Below are 15,668 nucleotides of genomic sequence, written 5' to 3'. Positions count from 1 at the left end.
GTCCTGTATCCGTAACAAAAAGTGCTTTATGTAACGTATACGAGACCAGAGAGGAAACCAAAGACCCTGATGCCTGAAGGGATAAGCGGTGTTAATGCACCTCCAAGGCAGCGCTGAAGATGCAAGCCTCAGAACGTCGTACTCAGCGTCACCGACAGGTTCCTCGGGCCAGGCAGGTGCAACCGGATAAGTATGTTCGGGTAAAGCGAGCAGGCACTGTAGGCGACGGCGTACATAGCATAAGCCTTGGTAAGCCATAGGGGCGGAGTGGGCTTGAAGGATCGGGGGGCGCGCTGCGCCCCTTTCGCGACACGAGGCCGCTCCTACACGCAGAGCGTAGCGCGGCCATTGTCACGACAGGGCTGCAGGGCAGCCCCGGCGGGGTCAGTATCAGAAGATGCTGATCGGGTACTCGACGAATACGCGGACTTCGTTGCCGTCGTCGTTGTAGCCGTTTTGCTGTACAGCGTTGTTAGTGCGAAGGAACGAGCTGCGCAGCTTGATCGACAGGTCCTTGGCCGGGCCGTCCTGGACGACGTAGCGGATCTGGTTGAAGATCTCGCGCTCTTTGCCTTCGCCGAAACCTTGCGGGTTAGCGTTGTTGCGGGTGTTGATGTTGTCACCCACCACGTAGGCCAACTTGTAGGTCAGGCCCGGGATGCCGTAGGCACCGAAGTCCAGGCCGTAGCCCAGCTGCCAGGAACGCTCGTCTTCGGCGTTGAAGTCGGACCAGTAGGAGTTGGCCAGGTAGATGGTCGAACCACCGTCACCCACGCCACCTTCGTTCTGGTACCAGCCGTAGTTGTAACCGGTGCTGCCGGTGCTGCGCTGGTGCGCGAGGGTGAACGAGTGTGCACCGTAGGCGTAGGTAGCGGCCAGGCTCCAGATGGTGTTGGAGTCGCCGTTCAGGCCGGCAGCCTGGACGTACTGCTTGTCGATGTCCGACTTGTAGCCGTTGAAGTCCAGGGTCAGGGACTGGTCGTCGGCGATCGGGAAGACGTAGTTCAGGCCCAGGTAGTGCTTCTTCATCACGTCTTCGTTGTCTGCGGTGTACAGCGAAGCGGTGAAGTTGTCAGTGAACTTGTAGCTGCCGCCGAAGACGTTGATCGACTTCAGGCCGCCACCGTCACGACGCTCGGCGCTCTTGCGCGCTTCCTGGGTGAAGCGGCCGGCGTTCAGCTCAAGGCCCTGGATTTCCTTGGAGGTGATCAGGGTACCGGTGAAGCTTTCTGGCAGCAGTCGGCCATCATCGTACTGCAGCACTGGCAGGGACGGCATCTGGTCACCGTACTTGAGCACGGTGTTGGAGATGCGGAACTTCACAGCCGCGCCGGCACGGGCCAGGTCATGCGGGCCGCTGGCGTTGCCGTCGGCGTTCTTGGTGTTTCCTGGCTTGAAGAAGTCAACGCCAGCGCCACCATTGTGGCCCTTGCCGCCGTCCAGGCGTACGGCATACAGGCCGAACGCGTCAACGCCCACGCCCACGGTGCCCTGGGTGAAGCCGGAGGAGAAGTTGGCGATTGCCGCCTGGCCCCATTCGATCTGGTCATCGGTACCGTGTTTCTTGTCACGGTTGATGTAAGCGTTACGCAGAAGAACGTTTGCGTGGCTGTCTTCGATAAAGCCCTTGCTCTCGGCCTGCTCGTTGGCCTGGGCCTGGGTCGCGGCGATCATCGCCAAAGCGACCAGGCTGATCCTGGTTTTCAACATCTTGTTTTCCTTATTTCGTAATCAAAAACGCTCTGCAATATGACGCCAGGAACCAACGCCCCTTCGTAGGTTCGACGCTATGCGGATCCGAACTGAAAGGCCCGCCGGTGGTCGTGTGGCGGGCCTTGTGCAGCAGCATGGCCAGGTCATGGCCAGCAGGCGTTGGCCGAATCCTAGCCGCGTGCGATTACAAATGTCAAAAACTCGTGAAATGCAGGTCGATATAACCAAAATAATGCGATCGAACAGTGCATTTCCTTGCATGTTCGCGCTATCAGCGGGCAATTTATCTTGGGTCAGGTAAGTCGCTTTGTCGCGTAGGGCAATTCTGGGATTAAGTGTTACAGGCCCGGCCTTGGCCCCCACAAATGAAAACGCCACCGCAAATGCGGTGGCGTTTCTCAAGGGTGGTGCGGGCTCCTGCCCTGTTCAGTGCCACACGCCCAGCAGCGCTTCCAGCTCCGCATCGCTGATCAGGCCCTGCGGGTAGCGGCCATCCAGCAAACGTCGTGGGTCGGTCGTCCTGACCCGATTGCTTCCATGGTGTTTCAACCAATGTGCCAAGGTTTTCAGCGCTTGGTGATTTACTGCCGATGGGCGCAAAGCCGTCTCACTTGCTGTGTTCATGTCTACACGTACTCCTTACCCCGTGAGCGGCTAATCTACGTCTTGATTGTTACAGAACGGAGTGACCGTACTGCTGAGTTAACTCCCTGAAAACAATACAAAACATATGCCATTTCGACATGCCGGACGTCGCGGCCCAAAAAAACCCGTCAGGCGACGGGCTTTTTCTGCAGCGTTGCTTCAGCGCTTGACCGGCGCCGGTTGCTGCTGAGTCAGGCAGTGGATGTTGCCACCGCCCAGCAGCAGCTCACGCCCGGGGATCATCACCACTTCGTGGTCCGGGAAGACCTTGGCCAGAATGGCTCTGGCCTGGGCATCTGCCGGGTCATTGAAGCTTGGCGCGATGATGCCGCCGTTGACGATCAGGAAGTTCACGTAGGACCCGGCCAGGCGTACAGACGGGTCTCGCTCCTGGCTACCGACCACCTGATCGACGCCGGCGCACTCTTCTTCAGTGGCGAACAGCGGGCCAGGAATGGGCATCTTGTGCACCACAAACTCGCGGCCTTTGGCATCACGGCTGTTTTTCAGCACGTCATAGGCGGCATGGCAGCGCGCATAGTTGGGGTCGTTGGAATCATCGGTCCAGGCCAGTAACACTTCGCCTGGGCTGACGTAACAGCAGAAGTTGTCGACGTGGCCGTCGGTTTCGTCGTTGTACAGGCCATCGGGCAGCCAGACGATGGTCTCCACCGCAAGGTGCTCACGCAGGATCTCTTCGATCTGCTCACGGTTCAGGTGCGGGTTGCGGTTGCGGTTGAGCAGGCACTCTTCGGTAGTGATCAGGGTGCCCTCACCGTCCACATGGATCGAGCCGCCCTCAAGCACGAAGCCTTCGGTCTGGTAGCGCTGGCAACGCTCCATCTCCAGCACCTTGGCTGCCAGCTCCTCGTCGCGGTTCCACGGCGCGTACAGGCCGCCGTCGAAGCCGCCCCAGGCGTTGAAGCCCCAATCCACACCGCGCACTTCGCCCGAATCGTTGATGACGAAGGTCGGGCCGGTATCACGCACCCAGGCGTCGTCGTTGCTGATTTCCACCACACGGATGTTGGGCAGGTCGAGCTGACGACGGGCGTTTTCGTACTGGCCGGCAGAAACAGCAACGGTAACCGGCTCGAAGCGGGCGATGGCTTTGGCCAGGGTGACGTGGGCAGCCTGGGCAGGCTTGCCTCCCAGGCGCCAGTTGTCCGAACGCTCGGGCCAGACCATCCACACCTGGCTTTGCGGCGCCCATTCGGCGGGCATGTGGAAACCGTCGGCGCGGGGGGTGGAGTTGAGGGTTTTCATGTGTAACCTCTGCAAAGGCCCTAGGCCGATGGTCAATTTGGATGCCGATTTTATAACCGATATATATCGGCATTAAAAGGATGAAAACGCTGAGCGGCTGATAAAAATGCCGCTCAGGCCGATAACAATCGACATGAGCGGCATCGCTGATGCTTACAACCCTTCGGACAGGATGCGGTCCACACTGTTCACAAAGTAGTCCACGCTGGCGCGCGTGGTGCACATCGGCGGCTTGATCTTGAGGATGTTCAGGTAGTCGCCGGTCGGCTGCATGAAGATCCCCAAGTCACGCAGGCGGTCGCACAGCACCATGGTTTCCTCAGTGGCCGGCTCCAGCGTCTGGCGGTCACGCACCAGTTCCAGCCCCAGATAGAAACCCGAACCATGCGTGGCACCGGCAAGCGGATGTTTATCGACCAACGCTTGCAGGCGCGCTTTGAAATACCGCCCGGTTTCGCGGGTGTTCTGCCACAACCCCTCCTCGTCCATCACGTCCAGCACCGCCATGCCGATACGGCAACTCACCGGGCTGCCGCCAGCCGAGGAGAAGAAGTAGCCCTGCGCCTCCAGCGCCTCGGCAATCTCGCGCCGGGTAATCACCGCCCCCAGTGGCTGGCCGTTGCCCATACCCTTGGCCATGGTGATGATGTCGGGCACCACACCCTGCTCCTCGAAGCCCCAGAAGTACTCACCCAGGCGGCCATAGCCCACCTGCACTTCATCGGCGATGCACACACCGCCGCGGGCACGGACCTTGGCATACGCCTCTTTCAGGTAACCCGCAGGCAGCGAGATACCACCGGCGTTGCCGTAAACCGGCTCGCAGATCATGCCGGCCAGCTGACGGCCACGGGCATCGAGGTCGGCAAGCTTGGCATCGACGTCACGCAGGTAGTCGCCGGCACTGTCTGCGCCACGGTAGCGGCCACGGAAGGTATTCGGCGCCTCGACGGGGTGCACCCAGTCGGGCCGGGTTTCCAGGGCTTGCGGGTTGTCGGCAATGGACGTGGAAATGGCATCGGTCGCCACCGACCAGCCATGGTAGGCCTCCAGCACGCTGAGCAGGTCGCGCCCGCCGCTGTAGGCCCAGGCCAGGCGAATGGCCAGGTCGTTGGCCTCGGTACCACTGTTGACCAAGAACACTCGGTCAAAGCCCGCCGGCGCCAACTTGAGCAGGCGTTCAGAAAACTCGGCAATGGCCGCGTAATGGAAGCGCGAGTTGGTATTGAGCAACGACCACTGCCGTGCCGACTCGGCCACCATGCGAGGGTGACCATGGCCGAGTACCGCGACGTTGTTGAGCATGTCGAGGTAGGAGCGGCCTTGCATGTCGATCAGGTAGTTGCGCCAGCCGCGCTCGATGTGTGGTGGCTGTGCATAGTAGTGCTTCTGCGAGCGGGCAAAGCTGGCGTCGCGGCGGGCCAGCAATGCCTGGGGGTCGGCCAGCGGCTCGGCATCGCAGTCGAAGCCCAGCAAAGCTGCAGGCGAGGGGCACAGCGCCAGCCAGGCGGCAGCCTGGGAAGGTGCAGCGAACAGTGGCGGCTGGATGCTGGGGTCCAGGCACAGCTGCACACTGAGAAAACCACAGCTGTTGCCCAGCGCCTGCCCCTTGGCCACGGCCTGGCCGTCTGCGGGGGTGTCTTCCAGGCCACTGAGCCACAAGGCCCACTGTGCCGTGCGCAAGCAGCCACGGCCATCGCCGTGGCGTTGCCAGGTCCCGGCTTGCGGGGCCTGTACCGCACTGCCGTTGGGCACGTGCAGTTCGACGCCCAGGGCGCAGGTGGCCGGCTCCTCAGGGCGGTCGATGTGGGTTTGCGACAGGCGATACTGGCCATGCAGGCTGCAAGCAGGCGCGGGCTGCGCCGTCAGCTGACGCTGATCGAAGCCGGGCTGCTCCCAGTTACCGGCCTGGCAGTGGGGGCTGAGCACGCCCAGGTCGACGCGCGTTACCGCCTCACGGGCAAGGTCCGGCAGCAACAGGGCGCAATCGGCGAGGTCCGGTCGGCTCGGTTCGATGCCGGCGGCCTGCAGAATGGCCGCTTCCATCAGGGCAAAAGGCACGGCGGTAGCGGTATCGAAGATCTCCCACTCATGGGCGATGTTGTCACGGATGTACTGGTTGCCCGGGTCCACGGCCAGTTGTTGCTCACTGCTGAGCACCAGCACGGCAGCGCGGTTGAGCACCAGCGGCCACAGGGCGCGCAACTCGGTTTCGCTCAGCGGGTTGAGGGCCTGGTAAGCGCGCACGGCCGGCAGGATGCGCAGCGGGTCGCCTTCGGCATGGTGCAGCAAGGCCGCGCAGGTCACCGACAAGTCGGCGATGCGCCAGGTACGCACCAGGTCACCGAAATCGATGATGCCCTGCAGTTGCCACTGGCGCTGCTCATCGCGGGCCCAGACGGCATTGTCATCGGTGATGTCCAGGTGCACGGCCTGGCTCGGCAAGGCGTCCACCAGCGGTGCCAGGTGTGCGGTGGCCAGGCCAGTGGCCTGCTCCAGGCGGGCGCGCTGCCCGGCATCCTGCAGCACTGGCAACAAATGCTCGATCAGCGCCTGGGCGTGTTGCGGGTCCCATTGCAGGGTGCGCACCAGGCCTGGGTGGTCGAAATCGGCCAAGGCTTTGTCGACCCGGGCGCACAGCGCGCCCAGTTCGGCCATCAGGCGAGGCTGCATGTGCTTGAGGCGGGTCAGCGGCTGCCCTTCTATATAATCGAGCAGGCGGGCGCGCAGCGGTTGGCCATCGATGTCCAGTGCCAACAACGACTGGCCGTCGCGTGCCGGGCGTACGGCAGGTACCGGCAACCCTTGCCCGCGCAGGTAAGCCAGCGCCGCATGCTGCGCCTCCAGTTCCATCTGGGCATAATTGCCGTGGCAAACCTTTAGCACAAACCGCTCCTGCCCCGTATCCAGACGCAAGTTCAGGTCTTGCTGGCTGCCAAGCGTAGTCAGGCTGCCGGCCAGGTCGTAATGCGCCTGAAGCAAGGCATGCGCCTGGGCTTCGCTGAGCGAAGGGCTTGGCAGGCTGGAACGCTGGATCAGGGTGCTGAGGGGCATGAAGATGGAACCTCTTTTACTTTTCGCTTATCTCGCCACTGCCAAGGCCGATACACAAGTGGCAATGATGAAATGATGATCGTGCGTCCACGCTCGGTCATGATGGCAATCCGGGCTGCAAAGCGCCAAGGCGGCTACATTGAACGAGGCCGGTACGGTCCACCCCTGAGTACACTGGTCAGAAAATTGCCATGAACATAATCGCAACAGACATACCCGACGTACTGATCATCGAGCCCAAGCTCTTCGGTGACAGCCGCGGCTTTTTCTTCGAAAGCTTCAATGCCCGCGAGTTTGCGCGGCTGACAGGCTTTGACGCCCATTTCGTCCAGGACAACCACTCCCGCTCACAGCGCGGCGTGCTCCGCGGCCTGCACTACCAGATCGATAACCCCCAGGGGAAACTGGTGCGGGTTGTGCAGGGCGAAGTGCTGGATGTGGCCGTGGACATCCGCCGCAGCTCACCGACATTCGGCCGCTGGGTAGCCACCCGCCTGTGCGCCGAAGACCACCGCCAGTTCTGGATCCCGCCAGGGTTCGCCCATGGTTTCCTGGTGCTGAGCGAATCGGCGGACTTCCTGTACAAGACCACCGACTACTACAACCCCGCCGCCGAGCGCTGCATCCGCTGGGATGATCCACAGCTGGCCATCGACTGGGGCGTGGAAGCGCCGCTGCTGTCGGCCAAGGACCAGGCCGGCGCGCTGCTGGCTGACGCGGACCTGTTCCCATGAGGGTGCTCGTGTGTGGCCACAATGGCCAGGTCGCCCAAGCGCTGAAAACACAGTTGGCCGGCCTGGGCGAGATACACCTGCTGGGCCGCGACCAACTGGACCTGGCACAGCCCGAGGCCTTGCGTGAACCGCTGCGCCAGCTTGCCCCCGGGCTGATCATCAATGCTGCCGCCTACACCGCAGTGGACCAGGCCGAAACCGAGCCGGACACCGCCTTTGCGATCAATGCCCAAGCCCCTGGCGTGCTTGCCGAAGAAGCGCTGCGCCTTGGCGCACCGCTGATTCACTACTCCACCGACTACGTGTTCGACGGGGAAAAGGCCACGCCATACAACGAGCAGGACGTACCCAACCCGCTCGGTGTCTACGGGCGCAGCAAGCTTGCCGGTGAGCAGGCCATCGCTGCCGTGGGCGGCGCACACCTGATTCTGCGTACCAGCTGGGTGTACTCGCTGCACGGGCGCAACTTCCTGCTGACCATGCAACGCCTGCTGCAGGAAAAACCGCAACTGCGGGTGGTCGACGACCAGATCGGCGCGCCAACCTGGGCCACGACCATCGCCCTCAGCACCCGCGTGCTGATCGAGCGCTGGCAGGCTGGCCGGGCCGGTGCCTGGGGCACGTATCACCTGGCCGCCCAAGGCCAGACCTCGTGGTTCGGCTTTGCCCAGGCCATCGGCGAGCAGCTCAAGGCCCGTGGCCTGCCCTGCGCCGAGCTGCTGCCGATCCCCTCCAGCGAATACCCCACGCCCGCGCGCCGGCCGGCCAACTCGCGCCTGGACTGCTCACGCCTGGCCCGCGAGTGGGGCGTAACGCTACCGCACTGGCAGCAGGCGCTGATCGACTGCCTCAAGTAGCGCATAATTGCGCCAGACCCTTCTGGCGCATTTACGCGATGATTGCAAAACCCACGCACCCACGCCGTCCCCGCTGGCGCAGCCTGGCCCTGTTGGCCCTGTGCCTGGCCCCTTTGCTGTGGCCGCTGCATCACCTTGCCGAACGCTATTATCAGGACGAACTGGCGTCGCAGAATCGCCAGACCCTGGACCTGTATGTCGCCAACCTGCTCGGCACCCTGCACCGCTACGAAACCCTGCCGCAGATTCTTGGCGAATTGCCGGCGCTGCGCGGCGTACTGGCCGACCCGTTCAAGCTCGAAGCGGTGACCAACGCCAACCGCCTGCTCAAAGACATCGCCCACCAGACCGGTGCCGAGGTGATGTACCTGATGGACGTCAGCGGCAATACCCTGGCCGCCTCCAACTGGGACAAGCGCGACAGCTTCGTGGGCCGCAATTTCGCCTTCCGCCCGTACTTCAACGAAGCCATGGCCGGGCAACTTGGGCGCTTCTTCGGCCAAGGCACCACGTCGGCCAAGCGCGGCTACTTTTTTGCCGCTGCCGTGCATGACCGTGAACGCATCGTCGGGGTATTGGTGGTCAAGGTCGACCTGGACCACACCGAGACCCTCTGGGGCAATACGCCCGAGCAATTGCTGCTGACCGACCACAACGGTGTGGTGATCCTCACCTCGCGGCCTGACTGGCGCTTTCGCGCCACGCGCGAGCTGACCGAGGCCGAGCGCCAGGCGATCATCGCCATCCAGCCCTACCCGACCCAGGCGCCACAGCCGCTGGTACTCAACCAGAACGCTTGGCTGGCCCAGACGCGTGACATCAAGGAGACCGGCTGGCAGGTCAGCATCCTCGCACCACGCATGCTGGTCGACCGTTCGGTGCAAACCGTCATGGCCATCGGTGGCGGCGCACTGCTGGTGCTGATGCTGCTGGCCGGCCTGGTGATGCAACGCCGCCGGCACTATATCGACCGCATCGACTTCGAAGCCCGGGGCCGCCAGGAGCTGGAAAATCGTGTGGCCCAGCGCACCGCCGACCTCGAAGGCCTCAACAACCGCCTGAAAAGCGCGGTACTGGAGCGCGAGAATGCCCAGCAGGAGCTGGTGCGCGCCCAGGACGAGCTTGTGCAGGCGGGCAAGCTGTCGGTGCTCGGCACCATGTCGGCGAGCATCAGCCACGAACTCAACCAGCCCTTGGCAGCCATCCGCAGTTACGCGGAAAACGCCGAGATTCTGCTCGATCACCAGCGCACTGAAGATGCCCGCGGCAACCTCAAGCTGATCGGCGAACTGACCGGGCGCATGGCCTCGATCATCGCTCACCTGCGGGCCTTCGCCCGGCGGGACCGCCATGCGCCGGAAAGCGTGGCCCTGCAGCCGGCGCTGGACGACGCCCTGGCGCTGCTGGCCAAACGCCGCCGAGCGATGGCCGTTGAGCTGATCCGTGACCTGCCCGATGCCACCCTGTGGGTACAGGCCGGGGAGACACGCCTGCGCCAGGTGCTCGGCAACCTGCTGGCCAACGCCCTCGATGCCCTGACTGAAAAAGCCAACCCGCGCCGCCTGTGGCTGAGTGCCGAAAAGCGCGATGACTACGTCTACCTGTTCATCCGCGACAATGGCCCGGGCTTCAGCCGGCAGGCCCTCGAGCACGCCAAGGAGCCGTTCTTCACCACCAAGACCCGCACCCAGGGCCTGGGCTTGGGCCTGGCCATCTGCGAAAGCCTGATGCGTGCCCTGGGCGGTGAACTGCTGCTGGCCAACCACCCGGAAGGCGGCGCCCTGCTCACCCTGCAAATGCGCGTGGCAGCGCCCGGCGCCAACCTGCAACCATCGGAGGACCCCTCGGCATGACCCCCGAGATACAGATCGACAGCCAGGCCCAGGTGCTGCTGGTCGACGACGACCCACACCTGCGCCAGGCCTTGAGCCAAACCCTCGACCTGGCGGGGCTGAAGGTGGTTGCCCTGGCCGACGCCCAAGGCCTGGCCGAGCGCCTGGAGCCCGACTGGCCCGGCGTGGTGGTCAGCGATATCCGCATGCCCGGCATCGATGGCCTGCAACTGCTCGAACAATTGCACGGGCGTGACAAGGAACTGCCAGTGCTGCTGATCACCGGCCACGGCGATGTGCCCTTGGCGGTGCAAGCCATGCGTGCTGGCGCCTACGACTTCCTTGAAAAGCCCTTTGCCAGTGAAGCCCTGCTCGACAGCGTGCGCCGCGCCCTGGCCCTGCGCCGGCTGGTGCTCGACAACCGCAGCCTGCGCCTGGCCTTGAGCGACCGCCAGCAACTGGCCACCCGCCTGGTCGGCCATTCACCTGCCATGCAGCGCCTGCGCGAACAGATCGGCGCCTTGGCCGGCACCCGCGCCGACGTGCTCATCCTCGGCGAAACCGGCGCTGGCAAGGAGGTGGTGGCCCGCGCCCTGCACGACCTGTCCAGCCGCCGCGATGGGCCATTCGTGGCCATCAATGCCGGCGCCCTGGCCGAGTCGGTGGTCGAAAGCGAGCTGTTCGGCCATGAGCCCGGCGCGTTCACCGGCGCGCAGAAGCGCCGCATCGGCAAGTTCGAGTTCGCCAATGGCGGCACGCTGTTCCTCGACGAAATCGAAAGCATGAGCCTGGACGTGCAAGTGAAGTTGCTGCGCTTGCTGCAGGAACGTGTGGTCGAGCGCCTGGGCGGCAACCAGTTGATCCCACTGGACATCCGCATCATTGCCGCAACCAAGGAGGACCTGCGCCAGTCCGCCGACCAAGGCCGCTTCCGTGCCGACCTTTACTACCGCCTGAACGTGGCACCGCTGCGCATACCGCCGCTGCGCGAGCGTGGGGATGACATCCTGGTGCTGTTCCAGCATTTCGCCGATACCGCCAGCCAACGCCACGGCCTGCCACCGCAAACCCTGCAGCCAGCGCACCGGGCCATGCTGCTGCGCCATGCCTGGCCAGGCAATGTGCGCGAACTGCAAAACGCCGCCGAGCGTTTCGCCCTTGGCCTGGAGCTGGCGCTCGATAACCAGGCGCCCGCTGCCGCAGCACCCACAGCCCCGCTTCAGCTGGGCAACCTCAGCGAACAGGTCGAGCAGTTCGAGCGTTCGTTGATTGCCGCCGAACTGGGCCAGCCGCACAGCTCCATGCGCAGCCTGGCCGAGGCACTCGGTATCCCGCGCAAAACCTTGCATGACAAGCTGCGCAAGCACGGCCTCAGTTTTGACGGTGGCCACAGCGGGCCTGACGACCACGAGGACAACCGCCCATGAACAGCGACAGCCAGTACCTGCAGGGCGTCCTGCACAGCGACATTCCCCTGACCCGTGAAATGGGCCTGCAGGTCATCGATTGGCAAGGGCAGAGCCTGCGCCTGCAGCTGCCGCTGGCCGCCAACGTCAACCACAAAAGCACCATGTTCGGCGGCAGCCTGTACTGCGCCGCCGTGCTGGTGGGCTGGGGCTGGTTGCACCTGCGCCTGCGCGAGCTGGGCATCGACGACGGGCATATCGTCATTCAGGAAGGGCAGATCAGCTACCCGCTGCCGGTCACCGGCACGGCAGTGGCGCGCTGCGCCGCACCGGACGAAAAAACCTGGGAGCGCTTCGTTGCGATGTATCAGCGCCGTGGCCGTGCGCGGCTGACGCTGGACACCACGGTTTGCAATGCTGGCAGCGACGAGCCCGCCGTGAGGTTCAGCGGGCAGTATGTGTTACATCGCTGAGGCGAGCTGGATCAGCGCCTGACGCCAGCTGGCAGCCGCGGGAAGGGCCAGGAAGAAGGGGTTGAGCAGGGATTCGCGTGGCGGGTAGCGGAACGGCTGGCCATCCACGCCGATCACTTCGCCGCCTGCCCCTTCCAGCACACCTTGCGCCGCAGCGGTGTCCCACTGCGAGGTCGGCGCCAGGCGCGGGTAGCAGTCGGCGCTGCCTTCGGCCAGCAGGCAGAACTTGAGCGAGCTGCCGATATTGGCCAGCTCCAGCTCACCGACAGCAGCGCCAAGGCCAGACAGCAACGCTTCCTGCTGTGGGCTGGAATGGCGACGGCTGGCCACCACGGTGAAACGACCATCGGCAGGTGGCGCGTTACGGACCTGGACCGGCTGGGGCTCGCCGCCTGCCTCTGCCCGCCAGGCACCCAGGCCTTGGCCACCGAAATAACAGCGCCCGCTGGTGGGCATCGAAACCACGCCAAACACCACTTCGCCGTTTTCGATCAGCGCGATATTGACGGTGAACTCTTCGCTACCCGCGATGAACTCCTTGGTACCGTCCAAAGGGTCGACCAGCCACCAGCGCTGCCAGCCCTGGCGCTCGGCCAACGGAATATTGCAGTCTTCCTCAGACAGCACAGGGATCTGCGGCGCCAGCGCCTGCAGGCCGTCGGCGATAACCCGGTGTGCGGCCAGGTCGGCGGCGGTCACCGGCGAATCATCCGCCTTGTTGGTCACCGCCACGTCGGCGCGCCAGAACGGCAGGATCGCCTGCCCTGCCAGGGCGGCCAGTTTCACCACTTCATGCATCAGTTGCTGGTCGTTCATACGTCGAGCAGCCCCCGTTGAATCAGCAGGTCACGCGCCAGGTACAACGCCGCCAGCGCCCGCCCCTCGCTGAACTGCGGGTGCATGGCCAGCGCCGAGAGTTCGCGAAGGTTGACCTTGTCGACCCGCATCGGCTCCGGCTCGTCGCCCTCCAGCCGCTCTTCGTAAAGGTCGGTGGCCAGCACCACCTGGATCTTCTGGCTCATGTAGCCGGGGGACAGCGACAGCTCGGTCAGGTGTTCCAGCTGACGCGCGCCAAAGCCGGCTTCTTCCTTGAGTTCCCGGTCAGCCGCTGCCAACACATCCTCGCCCGGTTCGATCAGGCCTTTGGGCAGGGACAGTTCGTATTCATCTGTGCCTCCGCAATACTCCTCCACCAACACCGCGTGTTCGGCATCGAGCATGGCCACGATCATGACGGCGCCGTATCCATTGCCGCGCCCGACCAGGCGCTCGTAGGTACGCTCGTTGCCGTTGCTGAAACGCAACTGCACGGCCTCGACGCGGAACAAGCGGCTGCTGGCGACGATCTCGCGGCTGAGAACGGTGGGTTTCTGGCGCATGGGGCGGCTCCTTGGCGTGAACGGGTTACTATACCGTGGCTTGCCGACTGAACGAGAGTTTCCCATGCCTGTTCTTCCCTGGTCTGCCATCGATACTGTCCTGCTGGACATGGACGGCACGCTGCTCGATTTGCACTACGACAACCGCTTCTGGCTGGAGCACCTGCCCCAGCGCTACGCCCAGGTGCACGGCGTAAGCCGGGCGATGGCCGAAATGGAGCTGCAGCCGCTGTTCGAACGCAATGCCGGCACGCTCAACTGGTACTGCCTGGACTTCTGGAGCCGCGAGCTGAACTTGCCGATCCGCGAACTCAAGCGCGAGATCGCCGACCTGATCGCCCTGCGCCCAGACGCCGATACCTTCCTGGCAGCGATCCGCCAGGCCGGCAAGCGCGTGGTCATGATCACCAATGCGCACCGCGATTCGCTGTCGTTGAAGCTGGAGCGGGTGGAACTGGCGCCGTATTTCGAGCGGCTGATCAGTTCGCATGATTACGGCTACCCGAAAGAAAGCCCGCAGTTCTGGGATGCGTTGCAGGCCGATATCGGGTTCGAGCCTGGGCGCAGCCTGTTCATCGACGACACCTTGGCCATTCTGCGCAGTGCCCGGCGGTTTGGCGTGGGGCATTTACTGGCCGTGCGCCAGCCCGATAGCCAGGCGGCGCCGCGCGATACCCAGGAGTTTGCGGCAGTCGAGGATTACCGGCAGTTGCTGGTAGGTCTTTAGGGCCAGATCGCCGGCAAGCCGGCTACCACAGGTACTCCACACCTATTCAGAGCTGTGGTTGTCCTGTGGGGGCCGGCTTGCCGGCGATTGGCCGGAGCAAACGATAGAGATCTGTCAGTCCGGAATCCGCAGCACCTGCCCTGGATAGATCTTGTCCGGGTGCTTGAGCATCGGCTTGTTGGCTTCGAAGATCTTGTTGTACTGGCCGGCGTTGCCATATACGACCACGGCAATGGCTGACAGCGTGTCACCCTTTTTCACGGTAACGAACCGCGCAGCCTGAACGACCGGCCCTGTTACAGTGATCTGATCATCAACGCTGGCTACACCACTTATGTTGCCGGCCGCGAGGATGATTTTCTCCTTCTCCTCCTGGCTGGCCACCTCGCCCTTGAGGATGATTTTGTCACCCTCGACCGTAGCGGTGATGTTCGGGTTGCCCAGGCCGACACTCTCCACGTGTTTCTTCAGCTGCTCCTCGGCATTGGCATTGCCTGGGGTCAGCAGGTCGATCAACTTCTCGCCGGCTTCCTTCACGAAACTGAAAAGGCTCATTGCGTTCTCCATGTTGACGATAACCTCGGAAACACGAGTCTAGGCCATCATTTCCTCCCCCGCCCCACTGCGACCAATCGACGCGGTCTATCAAGGCATAGACCCTAGCGATTAGACGTGACCGGCCCACAGGCCTAGGCTGGTGCTATCAAAAAGCCGCCGGTAGTCAGCGCCGATGAACAACCAGCCCCGATGAACAGCAAGCCTCCGGTCTGCGCGGCCTCGGCGCCTCTGGCACTGCCTGCCGCCAGCAACACCTACGATTACGTCCAGCTCGACGACGCTGCGCGCGCCAGCACGCCGCTGGCCGAGGAAGTCGCCCTGGCCATCGTCTACAACGGCCTCAATCAGGCCGTGATGCTGGTCAGCCCCACCGATCTTGAAGACTTTGCGGTCGGCTTCAGCGTTGGCAGCGGCATTGTCGATGGCACCGCGGACATCTACGACCTGAAGCTCTCCGGCAGCGGCTCGGCGTTGTACGCCGACCTGGAGATTTCCAGCCGCGCATTCTGGAACCTGAAAAACCAGCGTCGCCAACTGGCCGGCACCAGCGGTTGCGGCCTGTGTGGCGTCGAAGCCCTGGAGCAGGCGCTGCCGGAGCTGGCCGAGCTGCCTGGCGCGCCATTGCCACCGGCGCAGTGGCTGGTGGGCCTGCGTGAGCGTATCGATGCCTTCCAGCCTCTGGGCCAGCACTGTGGTGCCGTGCATGCGGCATTGTTCATGAACGCCCAGGGCGAGCTGCTGCTCGGCCGCGAAGACATCGGCCGCCACAACGCCCTGGACAAGCTGATCGGCGCCCTGCTGCGCCAGGGCATCGCCACCGAAGGCGGCCTGGCGATCGTCACCAGCCGCTGCAGCCTGGAGCTGATCCAGAAAGTCCTGCGTGCTGGCATCCAGACCTTGGTCAGCCTCTCGGCCCCTACCGGGCTTGCCCTGCAATGGGCGCGCAAGCACAACCTCAACCTCATTCATCTGCCCAAACACAGTGCACCGCGGGTCTATAGCCCAGCGGCGGAGTCGTAATAGC

Annotated in this window: 14 protein-coding genes; 7 read left to right on the top strand and 7 right to left on the bottom strand. The window is 63.7% G+C overall.

Annotation, left to right across the window (positions count from 1 at the left end; translation table 11 throughout):
- Positions 1–390 precede the first annotated feature (390 nt).
- From IWW33_RS12625 to IWW33_RS12610, 4 genes are all read right to left on the bottom strand, one after another.
- Positions 391–1,710: an OprD family porin gene (locus IWW33_RS12625; protein WP_174141973.1), complete on the bottom strand. Its 1,320-nt coding sequence runs from the start codon at positions 1,708–1,710 to the stop codon at positions 391–393.
- 429 nt (positions 1,711–2,139) lie between these two features.
- Positions 2,140–2,337 carry a hypothetical protein gene (locus tag IWW33_RS12620; RefSeq protein WP_012316698.1) on the bottom strand — a complete coding sequence of 66 codons (198 nt, stop codon included), beginning with the start codon at positions 2,335–2,337 and terminating at the stop codon, positions 2,140–2,142.
- Between the two features lie 180 nt (positions 2,338–2,517).
- Positions 2,518–3,624 (bottom strand): agmatine deiminase, encoded by a 1,107-nt coding sequence (gene aguA, locus IWW33_RS12615; protein WP_115273114.1) that lies wholly within the window; start codon positions 3,622–3,624, stop codon positions 2,518–2,520.
- A 153-nt stretch (positions 3,625–3,777) separates the two neighbouring features.
- The gene (locus IWW33_RS12610; protein ID WP_174141974.1) at positions 3,778–6,678 is read right to left on the bottom strand and encodes an aminotransferase; all 2,901 of its coding nucleotides are present in this window, start codon (positions 6,676–6,678) and stop codon (positions 3,778–3,780) included.
- 191 nt (positions 6,679–6,869) lie between these two features.
- On the opposite strand from IWW33_RS12610, the gene rfbC reads away from it, so the two are divergent.
- Genes rfbC through IWW33_RS12585 form a run of 5 tightly spaced genes read left to right on the top strand, consistent with a single transcriptional unit; the run spans position 6,870 to position 11,980 of the window.
- Complete coding sequence (gene rfbC / locus IWW33_RS12605) at positions 6,870–7,412, top strand: dTDP-4-dehydrorhamnose 3,5-epimerase (protein ID WP_012316701.1); 543 nt, start codon at positions 6,870–6,872, stop codon at positions 7,410–7,412.
- Complete coding sequence (gene rfbD / locus IWW33_RS12600; protein ID WP_161871530.1) at positions 7,409–8,269, top strand: dTDP-4-dehydrorhamnose reductase; 861 nt, start codon at positions 7,409–7,411, stop codon at positions 8,267–8,269. The genes rfbC and rfbD overlap by 4 nt, the downstream gene beginning before the upstream one ends.
- Before the next feature lie 38 nt (positions 8,270–8,307).
- The gene (locus IWW33_RS12595; RefSeq protein ID WP_115273118.1) at positions 8,308–10,122 is read left to right on the top strand and encodes an ATP-binding protein; all 1,815 of its coding nucleotides are present in this window, start codon (positions 8,308–8,310) and stop codon (positions 10,120–10,122) included.
- Positions 10,119–11,528, top strand: coding sequence for a sigma-54 dependent transcriptional regulator (locus IWW33_RS12590; protein WP_046788240.1), 1,410 nt, complete (start codon positions 10,119–10,121; stop codon positions 11,526–11,528). The genes IWW33_RS12595 and IWW33_RS12590 overlap by 4 nt, the downstream gene beginning before the upstream one ends.
- The gene (locus IWW33_RS12585) at positions 11,525–11,980 is read left to right on the top strand and encodes a YiiD C-terminal domain-containing protein (protein ID WP_039604210.1); all 456 of its coding nucleotides are present in this window, start codon (positions 11,525–11,527) and stop codon (positions 11,978–11,980) included. The genes IWW33_RS12590 and IWW33_RS12585 overlap by 4 nt, the downstream gene beginning before the upstream one ends.
- Here the strand turns inward: IWW33_RS12585 and cysQ are convergent.
- Positions 11,969–12,796, bottom strand: coding sequence for a 3'(2'),5'-bisphosphate nucleotidase CysQ (gene cysQ, locus IWW33_RS12580; RefSeq protein ID WP_119687932.1), 828 nt, complete (start codon positions 12,794–12,796; stop codon positions 11,969–11,971). The genes IWW33_RS12585 and cysQ overlap by 12 nt on opposite strands.
- Positions 12,793–13,359, bottom strand: a complete 567-nt coding sequence (gene nudE / locus IWW33_RS12575; RefSeq protein ID WP_046788238.1) for an ADP compounds hydrolase NudE — start codon at positions 13,357–13,359, stop codon at positions 12,793–12,795. Before nudE ends, cysQ begins: the two co-directional genes overlap by 4 nt.
- A gap of 64 nt (positions 13,360–13,423) precedes the next feature.
- Here nudE and yrfG point away from each other — a divergent pair, with 64 nt between their 5' ends.
- The gene (gene yrfG, locus IWW33_RS12570) at positions 13,424–14,086 is read left to right on the top strand and encodes a GMP/IMP nucleotidase (protein WP_174141975.1); all 663 of its coding nucleotides are present in this window, start codon (positions 13,424–13,426) and stop codon (positions 14,084–14,086) included.
- 114 nt (positions 14,087–14,200) lie between these two features.
- Here yrfG and lysM read toward each other — a convergent pair whose 3' ends face one another.
- On the bottom strand, positions 14,201–14,641 hold the full coding sequence (gene lysM, locus IWW33_RS12565) for a peptidoglycan-binding protein LysM (protein WP_042111826.1): 441 nt from the start codon (positions 14,639–14,641) through the stop codon (positions 14,201–14,203).
- A gap of 192 nt (positions 14,642–14,833) precedes the next feature.
- Here lysM and fdhD point away from each other — a divergent pair, with 192 nt between their 5' ends.
- A complete protein-coding gene (fdhD, locus tag IWW33_RS12560) occupies positions 14,834–15,664 on the top strand; it encodes a formate dehydrogenase accessory sulfurtransferase FdhD (protein ID WP_174141976.1) in 831 nt (276 codons plus the stop codon).
- Positions 15,665–15,668: the final 4 nt, after the last annotated feature.

The organism is Pseudomonas sp. M2, from assembly GCF_015751845.1.
GTDB classification, from domain to species: Bacteria; Pseudomonadota; Gammaproteobacteria; order Pseudomonadales; family Pseudomonadaceae; genus Aquipseudomonas; species Aquipseudomonas putida_E.
Note: the sequence above shows the minus strand (reverse complement) of the source record. Positions and strands in the feature narration are given on the sequence as shown.